Origin of the sequence: Nocardia sp. NPDC059154, from assembly GCF_042755705.1 — a bacterium.
Lineage (GTDB): Bacteria > Actinomycetota > Actinomycetes > Mycobacteriales > Mycobacteriaceae > Nocardia.
In genome coordinates this window covers 42,165-61,504 of the sequence record NZ_JBHZCS010000017.1, presented here as the reverse complement: position 1 = coordinate 61,504, position 19,340 = coordinate 42,165, and the positions used below count along the sequence as shown (strand labels likewise).

Annotated in this window: 14 protein-coding genes and 1 pseudogene; 7 read left to right on the top strand and 8 right to left on the bottom strand. The window is 67.3% G+C overall.

The annotated features are described in order from the left end of the window. Window positions 1–36: 36 nt before the first annotated feature. Both ACFXN1_RS16845 and ACFXN1_RS16840 read right to left on the bottom strand, forming a co-directional pair. Window positions 37–324, bottom strand: coding sequence for a hypothetical protein (locus ACFXN1_RS16845; RefSeq protein WP_379437650.1), 288 nt, complete (start codon window positions 322–324; stop codon window positions 37–39). After that, window positions 318–1,535, bottom strand: coding sequence for a glycoside hydrolase family 1 protein (locus ACFXN1_RS16840; RefSeq protein WP_379437651.1), 1,218 nt, complete (start codon window positions 1,533–1,535; stop codon window positions 318–320). The genes ACFXN1_RS16845 and ACFXN1_RS16840 overlap by 7 nt, the downstream gene beginning before the upstream one ends. Before the next feature lie 149 nt (window positions 1,536–1,684). Between ACFXN1_RS16840 and ACFXN1_RS16835 the strand changes: the two genes are divergently transcribed. From ACFXN1_RS16835 to ACFXN1_RS16825, 3 genes are all read left to right on the top strand, one after another. After that, window positions 1,685–2,419, top strand: coding sequence for a hypothetical protein (locus ACFXN1_RS16835; protein WP_379437652.1), 735 nt, complete (start codon window positions 1,685–1,687; stop codon window positions 2,417–2,419). A 26-nt stretch (window positions 2,420–2,445) separates the two neighbouring features. Next, window positions 2,446–3,195: a hypothetical protein gene (locus ACFXN1_RS16830; RefSeq protein ID WP_379437654.1), complete on the top strand. Its 750-nt coding sequence runs from the start codon at window positions 2,446–2,448 to the stop codon at window positions 3,193–3,195. Between the two features lie 85 nt (window positions 3,196–3,280). Next, entirely contained in the window at window positions 3,281–4,498 is a 1,218-nt protein-coding gene (locus ACFXN1_RS16825) for a lipase family protein (protein WP_379437656.1), read from the top strand. A gap of 5 nt (window positions 4,499–4,503) precedes the next feature. On the opposite strand, the gene ACFXN1_RS16820 is transcribed toward ACFXN1_RS16825, so the two are convergent. Together ACFXN1_RS16820 and ACFXN1_RS16815 are read right to left on the bottom strand one after the other, a co-directional pair. Continuing rightward, on the bottom strand, window positions 4,504–5,121 hold the full coding sequence (locus ACFXN1_RS16820; RefSeq protein ID WP_379437658.1) for a TetR family transcriptional regulator: 618 nt from the start codon (window positions 5,119–5,121) through the stop codon (window positions 4,504–4,506). 730 nt (window positions 5,122–5,851) lie between these two features. Then, a complete protein-coding gene (locus ACFXN1_RS16815; RefSeq protein ID WP_379437659.1) occupies window positions 5,852–6,661 on the bottom strand; it encodes an SAM-dependent methyltransferase in 810 nt (269 codons plus the stop codon). Window positions 6,662–6,833: 172 nt separating this feature from the next. On the opposite strand from ACFXN1_RS16815, the gene ACFXN1_RS16810 reads away from it, so the two are divergent. Further along, window positions 6,834–7,400 (top strand): hypothetical protein, encoded by a 567-nt coding sequence (locus tag ACFXN1_RS16810; RefSeq protein WP_379437661.1) that lies wholly within the window; start codon window positions 6,834–6,836, stop codon window positions 7,398–7,400. Between the two features lie 322 nt (window positions 7,401–7,722). Here the strand turns inward: ACFXN1_RS16810 and ACFXN1_RS16805 are convergent, their stop codons facing one another. After that, window positions 7,723–8,478 (bottom strand): Mut7-C RNAse domain-containing protein, encoded by a 756-nt coding sequence (locus ACFXN1_RS16805; protein ID WP_379437663.1) that lies wholly within the window; start codon window positions 8,476–8,478, stop codon window positions 7,723–7,725. A gap of 158 nt (window positions 8,479–8,636) precedes the next feature. Between ACFXN1_RS16805 and ACFXN1_RS16800 the strand changes: the two genes are divergently transcribed. Beyond that, window positions 8,637–8,828: a bacterioferritin-associated ferredoxin gene (locus ACFXN1_RS16800; RefSeq protein ID WP_379437664.1), complete on the top strand. Its 192-nt coding sequence runs from the start codon at window positions 8,637–8,639 to the stop codon at window positions 8,826–8,828. 57 nt (window positions 8,829–8,885) lie between these two features. Next, window positions 8,886–9,365: a bacterioferritin gene (bfr, locus tag ACFXN1_RS16795; protein WP_379399429.1), complete on the top strand. Its 480-nt coding sequence runs from the start codon at window positions 8,886–8,888 to the stop codon at window positions 9,363–9,365. 29 nt (window positions 9,366–9,394) lie between these two features. On the opposite strand, the pseudogene ACFXN1_RS16790 reads toward bfr, so the two are convergent. Beyond that, window positions 9,395–12,136, bottom strand: a pseudogene (locus ACFXN1_RS16790) (aminotransferase class I/II-fold pyridoxal phosphate-dependent enzyme); the annotation flags it as partial. A gap of 291 nt (window positions 12,137–12,427) precedes the next feature. Here ACFXN1_RS16790 and ACFXN1_RS16785 point away from each other — a divergent pair. Further along, window positions 12,428–12,910 (top strand): hypothetical protein, encoded by a 483-nt coding sequence (locus ACFXN1_RS16785; RefSeq protein WP_379437666.1) that lies wholly within the window; start codon window positions 12,428–12,430, stop codon window positions 12,908–12,910. 50 nt (window positions 12,911–12,960) lie between these two features. Here the strand turns inward: ACFXN1_RS16785 and ACFXN1_RS16780 are convergent, their stop codons facing one another. Further along, window positions 12,961–13,812, bottom strand: a complete 852-nt coding sequence (locus ACFXN1_RS16780; protein WP_379437667.1) for a class I SAM-dependent methyltransferase — start codon at window positions 13,810–13,812, stop codon at window positions 12,961–12,963. A 10-nt stretch (window positions 13,813–13,822) separates the two neighbouring features. Next, the gene (locus ACFXN1_RS16775; protein WP_379437669.1) at window positions 13,823–19,303 is read right to left on the bottom strand and encodes a biotin carboxylase N-terminal domain-containing protein; all 5,481 of its coding nucleotides are present in this window, start codon (window positions 19,301–19,303) and stop codon (window positions 13,823–13,825) included. Window positions 19,304–19,340: the final 37 nt, after the last annotated feature.

Here is a 19,340-nt window from a genome sequence, read left to right as displayed (position 1 = left end):
ATTCCGTTCCGGCCAGCGGCCTGTTGCGGGAGGGGCTCAGTGTTCGAGACGCAGAGCGGCGATATGCGGCCGGAGCACCTCGATCCAGGCGGCATACCCGGCACCCGACAGATGCAGCCCGTCACGCGTGAATTCCTGCCGTAGCGCGCCATTGGCGTCGGCGAGGGCGGGCCACAGATCGATGTACACCGCATCGGCCTGCGCGGCGCTGTCGCCGAAGAACACCACCCGGCCGGTGGGCGCCGGCAGCTCGGCGAACTGCGAGGCGCGCATGGCGATGAAGGTCCGGAGCATGTAGCGACGGCCCAGTTTGTAGATCAGCACGGTTGCTTCTCCTGACAGGCGGCGACAGGCAGTACGTTCTCGCGGGCGACCGAGCCCAGCCAGGCCAGGCTGGGTTTGGGTGTGCGGGCGAAGGTCTTGCGGTCCACCGCGATGAGCCCGAAAGTCGGCCGCCAGTGCCCCCATTCGTAATTGTCCAGCGCCGACCAGTGCAGGTAACCGCGCACCGCGACGCCGTCGGCCATGGCCAGCCGCAGGTGGTCGAGTGCCTCGGTGGTGTAGGCGATGCGCCGGGTGTCGTCGGCGGTGGCAATGCCATTCTCGGTGACCAGCACCGGAGTGCCGCCGGTGACCCGCCAGGCATGACGCACCGCGATACCCAGTGCGTCCGGCCGATAGGCCCAGCCGGTGAGGGTGTTGCCGGGATCCTCGGCGTGCGGGATGGGACCGCCGGGTCCCACCACCCGGCTGGTGTACGCCTGGGTGCCGATGAAATCGTCGTCGCGGGCGGCCTCCAGGTACGGGTCCTCCCACCGCCGATTCGCCTGTGCCAGTTGCTCTTCGCAGCCCGGAGCGGCGACGAACGCCTGCTGCGCGACACTCCACCCGACCGCGGCGTCGGTCTCGGCCTTCACGATCTCGGTGGCGATGTGGTGGGCCTCGATCAGGATGCGGGCGGCGCCCGGGTCCGGGTCGGGCAGCGCACCGGAAGCGAAGGCCCGCACGGCTTCCGCGTCCGGAACCGCGCGCTGCACGCCCGCCATGGTGGCGACCATGTTCGGCTCGTTGATCGTGCACACCCAGGGCACATCGCCCAGGATCGGCGCCACGGTGCTCACGAACCGCGCGAAGTGTCCGACCGCGTGCGGGTTCGTCCAGCCGCCCAGTTCGGCGAACCAGCGCGGGCCGGTGAAGTGGTGCAGCGTGACGACCGGTGTGAGACCGCAGTCGAGCGCGGTGTCGATCATGCGGCGGTAGTGGGCGAGCGCCGCGAGCGAGACCTGTCCCCGCTCGGGTTCGATACGCGCCCACTCGACGCCGAACCGGTAGGCGTTCAAGCCCGCTCCCGCGAGCAGGGCCATGTCCGCGGGGTAGCGGTGATAGCTGTCGACGGCGTCCCCGCTGCGCTCAGGAATGACCGGGTGTTCGGCGTTTTCGAGGGCCCACCAATCGCTGCCGATGTTGTTTCCCTCGGTTTGATGCGGTGAGGTGGCCGCGCCCCACAGGAATTCGGCGGGCAGCTTCGGGGTCATGCGCCGGGTACCTCATAGCGTCGATGCATTGTCGGAATCCTTTCCACACGGAATGTGCCTGATTTTCGTTTGGCGATTTTATAGCAGACTGACTCATCAGTCGGTACGCTCACCGGCGATAAGGCAGTACGAACAATTGAGGTATTCCCATGCAGAATCGTCGCGCGGGCCTGATCGCCGCCTGTGCAGTCGCCGGTGTGGCCGTGACCGCGGCCACCGCGAACGCGGCTCCCGAACAATCCGTTTCACCGGTCGGCTACCACGCCGGCCTGACCGACGGCACCGTGGTGGTCAGCCTGGACCACGGCACCTTCACCCCGGCCGCCGCGGACGCCATCGGCATTCGCGACGACGCGGGCACCGTGCTGGACTCGCTGCCGCTGGCCTACACCATCGACGGGCAGCGGCTCTCGATTCGCCAGCAGGTGTCCGACGACGGCCGCACGCTGCGCCTGACGCCCGACGCGGCGGCCGTCGACCGCCCGATCGCGGCGCCGCTGACCCCGGTCGCCTCGCCGCTGGAGAACCAGCTGGCCATGAACGACATGATCAACTCCGTCAGCATCGGCACCTCGGTGGGCAGCCTGATCGGCACCGCCATCGGCGCAGCCATCGGCCTGGGCGTCGGATTCACCGTGGCGGGCGCGTCCTGCCTGGTCCTGAGCCTGGGCTGCGTCATCGCGGTGCTGCCGATCATGAGTCTGGTCGGCGGCATCGGCGGCCTGGCCGGATTGGTCATCGGCGGCGGACCCGCGGCCGCCTACGCCGTCTACCAGTACGTCACCGCGCTCAATGCGGCTCCGGGACAGAGCATTTACGCCAAGGACCTCCAGGGCAGGCCGGGCGTTCCGGCCGTGCCGGCCGTGCCGGCCGAGAGCAACTGAACCGGGAAGCACCGAGGAACTCCGAGATGAACCTTCGCGCAACGCTTTCCGTCGCGTCCCTGACCGTGTGCGCGGTCGCCGCCGGGACCGGCACCGCCCTCGCCGAACCCGCCGCCGAGCCCACCGTCGCCGCCCGGGTGGTCGGCGACTCCGTGCTGGCCGTGCTCGATCACGCACTGTTCACCGCCACCCCCGACGGGCAGGGAGTCGAAATCCACACCCTGGACGGGCAATCCGTCCTCAGTCTGCCGACCGGATTTCTGCTCGACGGCGTGCTGCACCCGATGCGATACCAAGTCATGGACTCCGGGCGCGCCATCACCCTGACACCCGACACCGGGCTGAAACCGGTCGCCTCCCCCATGGAGGAACAGCTGGCGGTCAACGACTTCGCCGCCAATATGGCCAAGGTGCCGCTGGGATCGATCGCGGGCGCGCTCCTGGGCGCGGCGGTCGGGGCGGTCATCGGTCTGGGCTCGTGCCTGGTGGTCGGGCCCGCGTGCCTGGCAACCGCACCCGCCGCCATCGGCACCTTCGCGGGCGCGGGCGGGCTGCTGGGGACGCTCGTCGCCGGTGGCGCCGCGCTGGCCGACGGCGTGTGGCGTTACATCTCGACGGTGAATGCCGCACCCGGCGAGAGCATGTACGCCCACCAGGGCGGCGTGCTCGATCCGAACGGCACCGGCGTCCCCGACGCCGTGCTCCGCATGCCGCCGTCGATCGGGTCGGGCAGCAGCAGCGGCGGGTCCGGCAGCAGCAGCGGATCCGGTAGCTGAAACCCGGGACGGCCGGTGGGGCGGCGGGCCGACGACGATTCGACAATCAACCGAGAGAGTGCATTTCATGTTTTCGCGTCTTACGGTGGCTGCCACACTGACCGTCACTGCGGCGGCCGCCACCGTGCCGATGTCCGCCGCCGTGCCGGTATCCGCCGAGGAGCCCCCCGCCGCCACCGTTTCCGTTGTGCCGGAACAGGATCCGTTCTACACCCCGCCACCCGATATCGGCTCCCTGCGCGACGGCCAGGTGGTGGCGGGGCGGGAGATCGGCACCAAGCTGCCGGTCTCGGTGCGCGCCTGGCAGGTGTCGTATCGCACCAATGATTCGCTGGGAAACCCGGAGCTGGGCCTCACCACGCTGCTGGTGCCGACCGCGCCCTGGACCGGTCCGGGGTCCCGGCCCGCCGTGTCCGAACAGATTCCGGAGGACTCCACCGGCACCCGGTGCGCGCCCTCGTACGGAATAGCCACGGGCACTTTGCAATCCGGGGATCAGATCGCCGCCATGCTGTCCGAGGGCTGGGCGGTGGCGGTACCCGATTTCGAGGGGCCGAAGTCGGCCTTCCTCACCGGCCCGCAGTCCGGGCACGCCATCCTGGACGGGGTCCGGGCCGCCGGGGCATTCACGCCCGCCGGGCTCGGACCGGATACCCGCTGGGCGCTGGACGGTTACTCCGGCGGAGCGGCGGCCACCGGCTGGGCGGCGGAACTACAGCCCGCCTACGCACCCGAGCTGACCTTCACCGGAGCCGCCCTCGGCGGGGTGCCCGCGAATCTGCCGGCGGTCATGAAAAACGTTGACGGCGGGGTGTTCTCGGGCTTTCTGGTCGGCGTGCTGGTGTCGTATCAGCGCGAGTTCCCCGACACTCGCATCGACGAGCTGCTCAACGAGCGGGGGCGGGCGGACACCGCGGCCGCCGCCGACGTGTGCGTCATCGAACTGCTGATTCGCTACCCGTTCTGGCGGTTGGCCGCGGCCACCGCCGACGGGTACCACGACGACACTCGGCTGACCGAAGCGCTGCAACGGAATTCGCTCGGCGGCGGCGCACCGACGATGCCCATCCTCGACTACCAATCGGACTCGGACGAAGTCGTGCCGGTCGCCCAGGCCGACGATCTGGTTGCGGCCTGGCGGCGCGGCGGCACGACCGTCGTCACCGTGCGCGACCCGATCGGCGAGCACGGCTTGGAGGCGGCGAAGCGGCAGGCCACGGCGCAGCAGTTCCTGCGGGAACGGTTCGCCGGTGGCCCGGTCGCCAATGCCGACCTGGATCGCCCGGTGGGACCTGGGCAGTGAGAAGATCAGTCCTGGTCCGGCGCCAGATCCCGGCGCAGCAGGCCGGTGAGCATCCGGACCGCGCCCACCATGTCCAGCGAGTCGTCGCGCAGCCAGAGTTCGGTCAGGCCGGTGAGTGCGCCCACCAGCAGCAGCGCGGCGGCCTGGGCATCGACGTCGGCGCGGATATCGCCGGCGGCGGCGCTCTGCTCGATCACCCGGGCCAGGTTGTCGCGGTAGGTCCGGATGCGCTGATTCGACCACTCGTGCGCCACATCCGGGGCGTCGGCGGAGCCGAAGAGGGCCAGATGGCTCAACCGGGTGAGCTCCGGATCGGCCCGATTGCGCTCGGCCAGATCATCCACGATCTCGAAAGCGCGCAGCACCGCCGGACCCTGGTACTCGCGATCGACCTCGACCGCGTCGAACGCCTGCTGATCGCGTTCGGCCAGCACCGCCGACAGCAGCGCCTCCTTACTGGAGAAATGGTGCAACACCCCGGACCGCGTGATGCCCGCCGCGGCGGCGACCGCCGCCAGCGAGGTGCCGCGGTACCCGTTCTCGGCGAACAGCGTCATCGCAGCGGCCAGGATCTGGCCACGCCGCGCCGCACCCGACTGTTCGGCGTCGCGTGTTCGCGCCATGCGTCCGACCTCCCACCCGCCGAACGGGTTTCGTTTGCACCGATATTGCCCTCGCCAGCCTACTGTCCAGTCATGCGGCCGGATCACAGGGGCAAGCGCCACCGACTTCCCAGGAGAAGGAGCATCACATGATCACCTCGGGTGCGCGCCGCGCCGACTACTACCCGACCCGTCCCCCACTCCCCTGCTCCATCGTCGACCCACCCACCAGCTGCACCGAACCGGTGCGCTGATCGCGGCCCGACGCGGCCGATATTCCCATATCAGTTGCGGCGCAAGCCAATTAGAGCGCGAAATACAAAGAGCGAATGACCCCCGGGTCTGCGACCGGGTGTCATTCGCGTTATACCAGCGCACGAACCGTGCGGTGCCGACCCGGGTCAGATTTCGTGGTTACCAGGATTCACAACGGTCATCGCGGCGACCCCACTGATCATTGTCATTGTCGTGCCAGTAACCATTCCGATCACAATGCCGGTCACGATCTCGCGGACCGTCATCACCGCGCCAATCGCGACCTTCGTTGGGCCACATCCCTGCCGACCCGGGCGGCGGCGGTTGCTGATGCGACGGGACCGCGGCGCTCGCCACCCCCGCAAGCGGAGCCGACATCAATACACCCACCGCGATCGCGGCGAATACCCGGCCGACCTTCTCTTGTGCCACAGTGAGCCCCTTCCAGTCGTTCGACCTCGAAGAAGAACCGCAGACAGCAAAATACGGGGACAGCCTAGATCTTCTTGCCCACGCCGCCGTAAAGCGACACGACCTTGTCGTGGCCGGGTGGGTGGTCGATGCCCTCGCTGCGCCAGCGGTGGATCACCTCTACGCCGGGGGGCACCAGTTCCAGGCCGTCGAACAGGCGCTCGACCTCGGCGCGGGTGCGGGGGCGGACGGGAATTCCGCGGTCGATGTAGACCTGTAGCAGGCGGGCCATGCCGTCGGGGTCCGAGTCGCCGTCGTCGAAGTCCGTTGTCACATGCGAGATCGCGAGGTAGGAACCCGGAGCCAGGGGCTCCATGAGAGTCTTGACGATCTCGTGGACGTCGCCGGGCACGAAATGGAGCAGGGCCATCAGGGAGACGGCCACCGGCTGCGAAAGATCCAGTGTTTCCCGCAGTTCCGGGGCTGCGAGGATATCCAGCGGGCGCGCGGCGTCGGCCTGGACGTAGGCGATGCGGCCCTCCGGCGAACTCACCAGCAGTGCTCGTGCGTGTGCGAATACGAGCGGATCGTTGTCGACATAGACGACCCGGGCGTCCGGCGCCAGTTCCTGCGCAACCTGATGCAGATTCGGCTCCGTCGGGATACCCGTGCCGATGTCGAGGAACTGCGTAATCCCCTGCCCCGCGAGATAGCGCGTGGCATGCCGCATGAACTCACGATTCGTGCGCGCGGTCACCCGAACCGCGGGAAACTCCTGCAACGCCTTTTCGGCGGCATCACGATCCGCCTCGTAATTGTCCTTGCCACCGAGGAAGTAGTCGTACATACGAGCCGAATGCGGCACGTCGGTGTGCAGATCGATCTGACCGGGCATCGGCAAGCCCCCTGTACGCTGAGATCTGAAAACCCGTATACCGCAGGTATACCCCACCTCGACATTCCATACGACACGATCACGAACAAGTGGCGGAATGGGCACGCCGCCTCGAGGGGCAGTCGGACATCCGCCACCGCCGACGCTGTTTCGAGGCTTCTAGAATCCCGGCGTGGCTCTCACTCTTGCCGACCTCGCCGGCTACACCGACCGTGATCTCGACGGCGATCTGGACCGCTGGTTCTCCGACGCCCCGACGGTTCAGGTGCCGGAGGAAACCCGTACGGTGGCACCGTTTCTCGCGCGTCTCGCGCCGGGTGATGCCGCTGCGCTGGAGGCGTTCGATCGTCGAGTGCGGTCTGGCCGGATGCCGCAGTTCTTGGACATCTTCTTCTGGTCGTACGGCTTCGACTTCGCCGGAAACGATTGCGGTATCCGCGATTCGGACTACACCACCGAGCTCACCGACGACGATGTGTACTCGATCGGCGCGGACGGTGGCGGAAACCTGTACGTCGTGCTGGCCAATGGCCAGGTGGCCGTGTGGTTCCACGAGGAGGAGGTGCTCGAGGCCAACACCCGCTTCGACAACCTCGATGTCTTCCTCTGGTCGTTCGTGCGCTACCGCGCAGTGCGCGCGGGGAAGCTCCCGCTCTCGGCGGTCGAGGCGGACTTCCTCGCACTCGGCCAGCACGGCGCGCTCGTCCCCGACCTCGGCCTGCTGAGTCTCATGAGGTAAATCGGGGCGCGGCTTGCACTGGAGAAACGACGGCGCGGCGACCCTGGTTGGTCGCCGCTCCGTCGTACGTTTGCCCCCGAACAGATCAGTCCCCGGTAGTCTCTATCGAAATCTCGAGTCTCAGTCGTCGCTGACCACTCGATTTTCCAATCGACTTGCCGGGGGCCTGGCCGAATCCTGTGGGCTCCACCGCTCATTTTGACGGACGTCTCCATCGCCATTGCGGCGTTCTCCGGTGTTTCGGTGTATACACAAGTCTCCTCCACCTTTGCCCGTAGTCAATACATGCGGGCACATCGGTGGCAATTTTTTTCTCGGCCCGTTACGCCGACCCGATCGCGGCGCGGATTCGGGCGACGAGGTTGTTCAGGCGGGGCTGATGCGAACCCTCCCAATAGATCCGGCCGCACTCCGGGCACTGGCGAAAGGTGTCGTAATAGCGGCGGGTGAGGGGTTGGAGCCGATCGATGATGTCCTGCTTGGGCACGTCGGTGAGCAGGCCACCGCAGCGCAGGCAACGGGTGAAGGGGGCCAGCCGATCGGCCAGGTCGAGGCGGCGGATCACCTCCACCAGCTGTTCGAATGGGCGGTTCGAGCGGACGAAGACGCCGTGGGTCACGTTGCGCCGCTTCAGAAGTCCGCGGTCGCGGGTGAGCAGGATGCGATTCTCCGCGGCGGCCGTCGCGGCGAGAGTGGCATCGTCGGCGTCCCACTCACAGCGAGCGTCGAGTCCCATCAGCCGCAGCAGCGGTCCGAGCCCGCCGAGATTGACGTCGACGACGAAACGCGGATCACGCAGCGGATGGGGACGTACCCGCGTCAGCGGGCCGATATCCAGCGTCTCGAACATCGGGTAGGCGACGAGCCGATCGCCCGGCTGCGGGTGGTGGCCGAAGCCGACGGATTCGCCGTTCACCAGGATCAGATCGACCTCGGTGTGCGGGATACCGGCAGCCTCGACGACGTCTTTCACGGTCTGATGGGGACGGATCGGCCGAGGCTGCGCCGTGTACCGGACGTCCTGGTGCAGGAAGTCGTTCAGCTCGGCGTACACGCGCAGTTGGACACTGCCGGTCATACGACCATTGTCGGCCCGGGCAGCGGCACCCAGGTGCCGAGCGGCGAGCCGCGCGAGCGCGGCCTTCCCGATTCCCTCATACGGTGCTATAAATTAGGGGAGGCTTACCTCTATGGACGGTCTCTTCGAAAAATCACTCCCGCCAGCGAGGCCCGCCCGTGTATGTCTGCATCTGCAACGCCGTCTCCGAAGACGATGTGCACGACTGCGTTTCGCGCGGCGCCCACTCCGTCCGAGAGGTGAAACGCGCTTGCGGCTGGCGGCCGGGCTGCGGTAATTGCACGAGGCGATTGGCGGAGGTTTTCAGCCAGGCTCAGGCGTCGTCCGGCGCCGAGTCCTCAGCGGCCTGATCCGACACGCACGCTCGCACCTCGCCACTGCGTGTGATCTGTGCCACGATCACGCCCATGAAGGGCGACAAGGACATCATTGCACTGCTCAATGACCAGCTGACGGCCGAACTCACCGCGATCAACCAGTACTTTCTGCATGCCAAGATGCAGGAGCACTGGGGCTTCCCGAAACTGGCCCAGCACACCCGTCACGAGTCGATCGACGAGATGCGGCACGCGGAAATCCTCACCGATCGCATCCTGTTTCTCGATGGGCTTCCCAACTATCAGAAACTCGGCCTGCTACGTATCGGACAGACCGTCGCCGAACAGCTACAGGCCGATCTGCAGATCGAAATCGACGCCGTCGACCGGCTGCGCCCGGGCATCGAGCTGATGCGCTCGCGAGGCGACGCCACCTCGGCTCGCCTCTTCGAGCAGATCCTCGAGGACGAAGAGCAGCATGTCGACTACCTGCAGACCGAACTCGACCTCCTCGAGAAGCTCGGCGAAGCGCTCTACCTCCAGCGCTATACCGACGCCCCGGAGGACTGATCCTGCCTCGTCACAGTCGGCACACCGTTGACCGTGGCGACACCCAGGCGCCGGGCCGTGAGCCGCGCGAGCGCGGCATCGGTGAAGACCGACAACCCGAGGTCGGGGTTGTAGCCGTGGATTTCCTTGACGTCGAGCTCGGCCAGGAAATAGAGGATCTCCCGCGAGATCACCTGACCCGGGACGAGCACCGGGAAGCCGGGCGGGTAGGGGACGACGAAAGTCGTCGACACCAGGGTCTTTCCCTGGGCGATCCGGCGCCCGGCCTCGCCGAGCAGGACGTGTTCGCGGTCGGACTCCTCGTATCCCGCGTAGAAGGCCGATCGCATGTCGCCGAACGAGCTGGCGCCGTCGGGACGGAAGGCGGTGTCGAACTCGCTGAAGTCGGGTAGCGCGGGCAGATCCTCGGTGATCGCCTCGACCCGGCGCAGGTGCAGGGCGCGATCGGCCTTGCCGGCCGCGCTCTCGCTGCGCTCGAAGTCGGTGGCGATCCGCCGCAGCACGTCGAGCAGGTACTGCACGCTCGACCAGGTGACGCCGATCGTGAAGATCAACAGCACACTGTTGATCGAGGTCTTGTTGATCTGGATGCCGAACCGGTCCATCAGGACCTTCCCGCGGAACTCGTATCCGTTCATGCCGGTCTTGCCGATGAACAGGGTGACCCGCGTCGCGTCGAGCACGAACTGATCGGACCGCCACGCCTCGTTCCATTCCGCCAGCCCACCCTGCCTGACCTGCCGGTACGAGCTGACCTCGGAGGCCCGGAACTCCTCGGGCACCAGGTCGGCCTCGTCCAGGATGCGGAACCACTTGCCGATCAGCCGGTCCTTGCGGACCCGGTGCCGGAAGACCAGCGCCATGTCGTAGACGTTCCGGACCAGCTGAAAGCCCTCGATGTCGACCTGCCGGCGCGCCAGATCCAACGACGCCAGGAGTTGCTGGTTCGGCGACGTCGAGGTGTGGGTCAGAAACGCCTCGGTGAACGTCTCGCGGACGAGAGCTGCGAAATCCTGGTCGCGGATATGGATCATCGACGCCTGCCGAAGCGCCGACAGCGACTTGTGGGTGGAATGCGTCGCGTATACGCGCACCCGCGCGCGCCCGGGGTCGGGAAGCAGCCGGCGGTCGGCCCACTCGGCACGGTCCACGCCCTCCATCGACGCCTTCCACCGGCGGTACTCCTGGGCGTAACCGGGTGAGGACAATGTCGATTCGAGTTGCTCGGCGGCGACCATCGCGGTCCGCTGCCGGGCCCACGGCACCGCGGTCGCGAACGCGTACCACGCTTCGTCCCACAGGAAGCAGATGTCCGGCTTGATCGCCAGGACCTCCTCCATCACCCGCCGGGGGTTGTAGACGATGCCATCGAAGGTGCAGTTGGTGAGCAGCAGCATGCGCACTCGGTCCAGCTGCCCGGCAGCCTCGAGGTCCAGCAACGCCTTCTTGATGGTGTGCAGGGACACCGCTCCGTAGATCGCGAACGGCGCGAGCGGGTAGGCGTCCAGGTACATCGGGTATGCGCCGGCGAGCACCAGGCCGTAATGGTGCGACTTGTGGCAATTGCGGTCGATCAGAACGATGTCACCCGGCCGGGTCAGGGCCTGCACGACGATCTTGTTCGCGGTGGATGTTCCGTTGGTGACGAAGTACGTCTGATCGGCACACCACGTCGCGGCGGCTTTGTCCATGGCCGCCCGGATCGTGCCGTGCGGGTCGAGCAGCGAGTCCAGCCCGCCGGAGGTGGACGACGTCTCCGCCATGAAGATGTTGCGGCCGTAGAACTCGCCCATGTCCTGCAGCGACTTGGAGTTGAAGATGCTGGCGCCGCGCGCAACGGGAAGGGCGTGGAACTGGCCGACCGGTGCGGCCGCATAGGCCCGCAACGCATCGAAAAACGGTGTGGCGAACCGGTTCCGGATGCCGGCGAGCACTGTGCTGTACAGGTCGGTGACATCGTTGAGCCGATAGAACGTGCGGTCGTAGACGTCCAGCTCACCCTCGGTCTCCGCGGCGATCGACTCGTCGGTCAGCAGGTACAGGTCGATATGAGGCCGCAGCTTCCTGATCCACTCACCACATTCGACCCAGTCGTGGGTGCGGTCGGTCACGACCACGTCCTCGTTGGCGCCGAGCAGTGTGTTCATCAACGGCACCCGGTCGCGGGAACGCAGCGGCAGGTCATGCCGGATGATCGCCGCCTGAATCTCGCCGTTCAACGCGACAGCGGTGATGGCGTCCTCGATGCTCGTGACGACGAGCAGCTCGAACTGCACATCGTCGGACGGGTCGCGAAGCGCCCGCAGGCTCTCCGCCAGGCTCTCGGGAGCCTCGGGCGGGGAATCGTCGCCGAGCACGACGGTATAGAACTGCTGCTGTTTGGTCCGAGCCACGAGTTCCTGATCGGCCAGTGGCGCCGCGGTGTCGAACAGAGCTGTGCGGTCGCCGTACTCGGAGAGCAGGCGCACGGCCAGCGACACCTCCTCGGTGAGCCGCGCCGTGGCAAGGTCGGCGACATATCTGTGGAACGCCGCCAGTCGCTCCGCTCCCGGATACAGCCAGTACCGCTCGTAGGCGCCGAGACGATCGAGGAGACGTCGCACCACGGCGACTTCGTGTGTGGTGTCCTGACCGGCACGGTCGACATCGGCCAGCTGACGGCACGCGTCGTCGAGCAGATTCCACGTATCGATGCGCGAGTACGACGGATTGGCTACCGCCGCCAGCGCGGAAACACTGAGCCGTCTGGGTCGCTCACCGTCTCGGTGCATGTCGGTTCCGCCCCAATCAGTGCAGACGAGGTGGGTCTGTCGAAAACGACAGATCGCTCTGGAACAGTCATCCCTGCAAGTATTGTGTCCCGTTGTCGAGCAAATTCCTAGCTCGCGTTCGGGCGGCAGTGTGCCGCCACCGGGTTGCCCCGCGGCGACGCGCGGGGCGATGCCGTGAATATCGGATCTCGGGTTGTTTTACTGGCAGGGTGCTCGTTCAGGGCAGTCGTCAGCACGTCGCCGATCTCGATGCACGCAGGAATCAGCAGGAATCAACTGTGAGGAGGGCTAGTGACGAAGAACGTGATTCGCGGGGTTGCCAGCGTGGTCGGCAGGCTGGGTTTCGCGGGTGCAATCGCAAGCGCGCTGGTTCTGGGGCAGCACGCCGTCGCTCACGCCGCGGAGACGACCATGTTCCAGCTCCCATTGATGGAAGTATCCCAATCAATGGGAGGTCCGAAGCAATTCACGATCGCCTTGACGGCGACCGTCGGCGAGCAACGCGGAGTCACCACGTTCGGTGTCGCCACCCCACCACAGTTCGACGGTGGCAGCATGCTCGACTCGCCCGTCCAGATCCACTGGGCGAACCTGACGACCGGAAAAACGGGTGTGACCGGCCTGCCAATTCGAGCAATTGCGCAGCAGCCCTGCGACTGCGCCCCGGTATCGGTGTCGGTGTTCACCGGAGCAGGCCGGATCGCCGCTGCCGCCACCGCCGACGGCCTAGCCATCAACGTGTTCTCGGGGCTCGGTACGTTCATGGCTTCTTGAGCCCCGCGATCTCCGCGAAACGCCTGAAACTCGGCCAGCGGCTCAGCGGCTCAGTGGGTCAGCCGGAGCACGGCGCTCCACGGGATGACCGTGCCCGGCTTGCGTGGATTCGGTTGCGGCAGACGGGAAAAGAAGCGGTACATCGGTGAGAGCCGCCGAAATCGGCTCGCTGCCTGCAGGATCGACTCGATATCGAGCACTTCCCATCCTTCGTCCTCGAAGAACGCGACCCCATTCGCCGGTGTGAAGGTGAAGGGCGCGTTCTTCAGCAGGCCGTCACCACTACGCTCCAAACGCTCGGCAATCACGACCGACACGATGTCGACCGCCCACCAGGCGATCTCCTCGCGCCGGAAGTCCACTGCCAGTTGCCGGACCTCGTCGGGCCGCAGGTACATGACCAGTCCCTCGGTGATCACGAATGCGCGGGCGGCCCCGGCGAGGGCGTTGTTCAGAAACGCCCGCCGCGCCACCGAATCGGAGAGGTCGACAGCGCGCCTGATCAGCCGGCAACGCGGCGTGTACCGGTCGAGCAGCCGCTTCTTCTCCTCCAGCAGCGCCGGCAGATCGGCTTCGATCCACGTCAGGTCTGCGGGCAGATCGAGCCGGTAGGGCCTGGTGTCCAGGCCTGCCGCCAGGTTGATCACCCGGTCGCAACCGCCGTTGATCGCCGAGCCGATCATGTCGTCGATCAGCTTGGTACGGGCGACGATCGGCCACCCGTGATCGCCCATCACACGGGTCGTCTCGGCCGCGATGACGGGCCCGACGTCACCTGCGAGCATGCCCGCCAGCGGATCACGGAACAGTGCGTCCGGGCGCGCCGACTCGATCGCCCGGTACACCGCGACCCACCGTGCGGTGTCGGACACGCTGGAGATGATCGGTTTCATTTCTGTCATGGGAAGACGCTCACCAGACGGCGGCTATGGCGGCCGCGATACGTGCGCGGAGTTCGGGAACGGAGACGACCGCGTCGACCGAGCCGACCTCGACCGCCCGCTGGATGCTGTGCACGCCATCGAATTCGGTCCCGAGGGCGGACAGGTGCTCGGCCCGTACGGTGACACGTTCGTCCGCCAACTCGGTGACCAGCTCGGCCCGCTTGCCGGGGTCTTCCGTCATGGCTATTTCCTCCTGGAGACGGCGGATACGCGGATCGGCTGCGGTCCGAGCGTCGACGGTGCGGGCGAACACCACCGCCGCGGCAGGGGCACCGCCGATCACGGATGCGAAGGAGCCCTCGACGGCCAGCACCGTCATGTTCGGATTGAGCGCCTTGGAGAACACCACGAAGGCTCCGCCGTGATAGCGCGAAATCACGCAGAAGACGATCCGTCCATCGAAATTGACTATGGCGCGGCCTATTTCAGCGCCGTACTCCAATTGGAGCCGCCGCATCGACTCGGGCGATCCGTCGAAGCCCGACAGGTTCGCCAGCACCACTACCGGGCGGTTGCCGCTGGCGGCGTTGATCGCCCGCGCCACCTTTTTCGACGACAGCGGGAAAAGAGTTCCGGCGGTGAAGGATTCGGGGCCATCGGCGGGCGGGAAGCCGTGCCGGGCAACCGGAGCTGATTCGATTCCGATCAGGCACACGGACCACCCGTCGATGCGGGCATCGGTGACAACCGCGGTCTCGGCCTCGGCCATTTCCGCCCAGCGCTCCGAGAGCGGGTAGTCCTGGTCCGAAACCGCCCGGAGCACGGCCCGGATCGAGAACGGCTTTTTGCGGTCGGGATTGGTGTCCGACGCGAATATCTGTCCGACGGTGGTGAATTCGCTGTCGAGATGGTGGTGCGGGAACTCCGTGATATCGCGATTCACCGGGTCGATGCTCGCTGCCCGGCGCGGACCGGGATCCCCGGGGGCGACGTAGGTGTGTTCGTAGTGGCTCATCAGAATCTCGTGCGCGGCACCGAGATCCGGAGCGAAGTACTGCGCCTGGCCGTTGGCGCCCATGACCCGGGCGTACCCGCCGATGCCGAAGTTGTCCTCCGCCGAGACCCCGCCGGAGAAGTCCAGCGACTGCTTGCCGGTGAGCACCATGGCACTGGCCGGAGTCATCACCAGGATGCCGCGGGTGTGCATCAGCATCGTGGCCTCGGCGTTCCAGTACGGCTGGGCACCGACATTGATCCCCGCGACCACGATGTTGATCTCGCCGCCGTGCTGGGTGAACTGCACGATGCGGCGCAGTACCCGAGCCACCCAGTCCATGTTCTCGGTGCCGGAGTCCATCGAGATTCGCGCACCCGAGGACAGCGAATACCACTCGAGCGGAATCCGTTCGCGCTCTGCCAGCACGAGCGCGGCATCGATACGAGTGCATTCGGGCTCACCGAGCGCACCCAGTTCGCGGTACGGGTCACCGAACAGCACGATCCGGCGCACCCCGTCCGGATGCAGCGGGGTCGGCGTGCTGACGGTACCGACGACGATTCCGGCCTCATTGAGGCCACGCGGACGGTCGACCTCGATCAGGTCGCCGCCCTGTGGCGGAAGATCCAGCTCGGTGAAGCTTCCGTTCGGGCCACGCACCAGGTCGATCAGCTCGTAGGGATAGACGGCACCGCGACGCCGGACCCGCAGCACCTTCTGGTCGTAATCACGCAGCGGCGCCAGTGGCTCCGCGGGCGGGGCATCGACGGTGACCTCGGTGCCGCCGGTCAGGTCGTACCGGAACCGCGTCACCTGGAAGTCGTAGGCGCCGTCGGGCTGACGGACTCGGCCGTGCACCACCACTTCCTGGATACCGGCCCGGATGATCTGCGGCGCTGTGGCGTGCAGCCAGTCGGCCAGCACGGCGGTATCGACATCGATCACCGGACGGATATCGAGCCACACGTGGTTCAGCGCCAGCCGTGTCCCGGCCGGATCCAGGTCTCGGCGGGCCCGCGCCACCACTTCGGCGCACGCATTGAGCACCGTTTCCGCACCGCGCACGGTGACGATGGCGCCGGCGCCGTCACGAACCGGCGCGAACCGGCGCACCTGAGCGAGGGCGACCAGACGTTCGTCGGACGAATTCTCCTTGGCGACCGCGTGATACACGATCATGTCCGATGGCGCGGGCAACCGGTCGAGGTGGAAGTTGCGCAACCGCCACAGATGCAGCCGGCGGCCCACCAGCGGGTGCACCCCGCGAATCACGGTATCTTCCACCAGTTCACCGGCGCGGGTGCGGAAGGTGAACTGTTCCAGCGGGCCGTCGTGTGGCGGCGCCAGCGCCACCGTGATGCGGCGCATATCCGAGGTCAGTCCGGCGTTCTGCAGCGCGTCCAGCAGTCCGCGGGCCCGTTCGTCGGCGGAACCGGGTGCGGCCGGCCAGGACAGCAGCAGATCGACCACCCGGACATGGTCGGTGGGCGCGCCTTCCAGCAAGCCGCGCAGTGCGGTCGTGAGGGCGCCCGACGGCCCGTCCCGCAGATCGCTCATCCGCCCCATGGTCGCCACGCAGGTCGTGGGCACGGTGTTGCCCGGCCGGAGCTCGAGCTCGTAGTCGCAGATCGCGAAGGCCCGCCCCGCGATGGTCACCGCGCGCACGTCGCCCAGGTTCTGCTCGGCGTAGCGGCGTCGGCACAGCACCTCGAGCAGCGGGTCGACCGGGAGGCGGATGTCTCGCTGGAGACGTGCCGCCACCAGGTGATCCAGCGACTCGGCGATGTCCGCGATGGCCATGATGCGCCGCGTGCGTTCCGGGAGGTGCGGCAGGCCGGCGAGAATGCGCAGTTCGTCGGGCACCCCGGCCAGCGCCCCGGCCTTCGCCGCCTCGGCCTCGGGGTGCAGGTACCACCGGAATTCGACACTGCGAGCAAGATCGGCGAGCACCGGCGTGCGCGCCGCCCCGACACGGATCATTCGCTCCAGTGCGGGCCGGATACTGTCGTCGTGCTGGCGGGGCTCGCTGAGCCACACCTTCAGCAGATCTTGCATCGCGTGGCTGGATTCATCGAATCGCTTGGTAGCCAGCACAATTCGGTAGACAGCCGTTTCCAGCGCCGGGGTGCGCTCCAAACCATCGACCCCGTAGCGGTGCAGTGCGCTGGTCAGAACCTGCCGGAAGCCCGCCGTCAGCCGACCGCGGTTCGCGTCCAGGCTCTGCAGATAGATGTGGAGCTGCTCACGCCGCGAGCGGTGGGTGTCGTCTTCCGGGCGCGGGTCGCACAGTTCCGCTATGTCGCAGAATGATTCGATCAGCTCGGCCTCGGCCGCCCACGGCGCTCCTGCCTCGGCAACGAGGCCGCTCCGGTCTCGCAGATATCGCGTCACCGCCGATTCGGCATCGTCGGCGTGGTCGAAACCGAGGATCACACCGGCTACTTCGCGCAGCGCCCGGGCGGCCCGTATCGCTGTGGACGGCTCGTCGAGCTCCGGCAGCATCAGATCGACGGGTTCCTGCGGTTCCTCGGTGGCGTTCTCGTCCAGCACCTCCAGCTGTGCCAGCAGCGTTCCGGTGGACACCTGGCTGCCCACCGCCACCAGCAGCTTGCGGACTCGTGCGTCGAACGGCGCCGGGAGCACCGTTTCCATCTTCATGCTCTCGAGCACGAGAACCGGTGTGCCCGCGCCGACCTCGGCGCCCTCGGCGACCGGCGTGGCGACGACCAGAGCGGGCGCGGGCGCGCGCACGGCGCCCCCTTCGTCGCGACTGACCCGGTGTGCCACGCCATCGACCTCGACGACCTGCACGGTGCCGTGTGTCGCCGTCACGACGCGGTAGGTCCGATCGCCGACACCGAGCCGGCTGGAGTACGTGTCGATCCGCGTGAGGTCGACATCGAAGCCGGTGTCGTCGCCGATACCGACGCGGAAGCTGTTCGCACCGGTCCTGGCCGCGATCACCCGATGGCCCCGGCCTGCCAGCTTCACTTCAACTGCGCGCAGCGGTTCGTCGAGCACCTGCGGGCGGCCCCCGCGGCCGGTCTCCCACAGGCGGATCCGGCGTGCTGCCTCGTCCTCCTCGTATCCGGCGATGGCGGCGGCGGCGAGTGCGATCCCGGTGCGCTGGGCCGCGTGCAGCTCACCTGCGGCACGGGCCCGGTCCACCCAGCGGGTGTCGGCGGTGGCGTTCACCACCTCGGCGGACTCCAGCAGTGACATCAGCAGACCCTTGTTGGTGGCGCCGCCTTCGATGACGACCGTCGTCTCGGCGACCGCCCGGCGCAGGCGGGCAAGGGCCTCGTCCCGATCCCGGCCGTACGCGATGATCTTCGCAATCATCGAGTCGAAATCCGAGGGGATCTCGTCGCCTTCGACAACGCCGGTGTCGATGCGGATGCCCGGCCCGACGGGCCAGCGCAGCAACTCGATCCGACCGGGCGCCGGGGCGAAATCGCGGTCGGCGTCCTCCGCGTTCAAGCGGGCCTCGATCGCATGGCCGCGCTCGACCGGCTTGTCACCGCGCAGCGGCAATCCGGCCGCCACTTCCAATTGCGCTTTCACCAGGTCGATTCCGGTCGTGACCTCGGTGACCGGATGCTCCACCTGCAGCCGCGTATTGACCTCCAGGAAGGCGAACAGCAGTTCCTGCGGCTGGTAGAGGAATTCCACGGTGGCGGCCCCGCAGTACTCGACCGCCAGGGCCAGCCGCTCGGCCGAATCCTTCACTGTCGCAATCTGTTCCGCGCTCAGCAATGGGGAGGCGGATTCCTCGATGATCTTCTGGTTGCGCCGCTGCACGGTGCAGTCGCGCACACCCAGCGCCCAGGCGGTGCCGTGCGAGTCGGCGATCACCTGTACTTCGATGTGCCGGGCACCGGAAACCAGCCGCTCCAGAAAGACGGTCCCGTTGCCGAACGAACGCGCCGCCTCTTCGCTGGTCCGCGCGTAGGCCTCACGCAACTCCTGAGGCGTCGTGACAATCCGGATGCCCCGGCCACCACCACCGGCGGTCGCCTTGAGCATCAGGGGGTATCCGATCGCTTCGGCCGCGCCCAATGCGTCGTCGAGCGACTCGACCGGCCCGCGGCTCCAGGCTGCCACCGGCACACCGACCTGTTCGGCCAGCAGCTTGGCGCCGATCTTGTCCCCCAGTGCCCGCATGGCCGTAGCGCTCGGGCCGATGAATGTGATCCCGAGGCGGTCACACAGCTCGGCGAAGGCCGGGTCCTCGGCCACGAAACCCCAACCGACCCACGCCGCGTCGGCCCCGGATTCGGTCAGCGCCCGCTCCAGCACCGCCAGGTCCAGATACGGCCGGGCCGAGGCCGGCCCCAGGCAGTACGCCTCATCCGCGTCGCGAACGAACCCCGCCTGCCGCTCACCATCGGTGTGTAGCGCGATGGTGCGCAGCGGCTCCCGATCGCGATGCTGGGCATTGAATTCCCGGACCGCGTGGATCAGGCGGCGGGCCGCCTCTCCACGGTTGACGATGGCGATGCGCGTGAACATTGACTACTCCAGGCAGGAAACGTCGAAGACGTGAAAC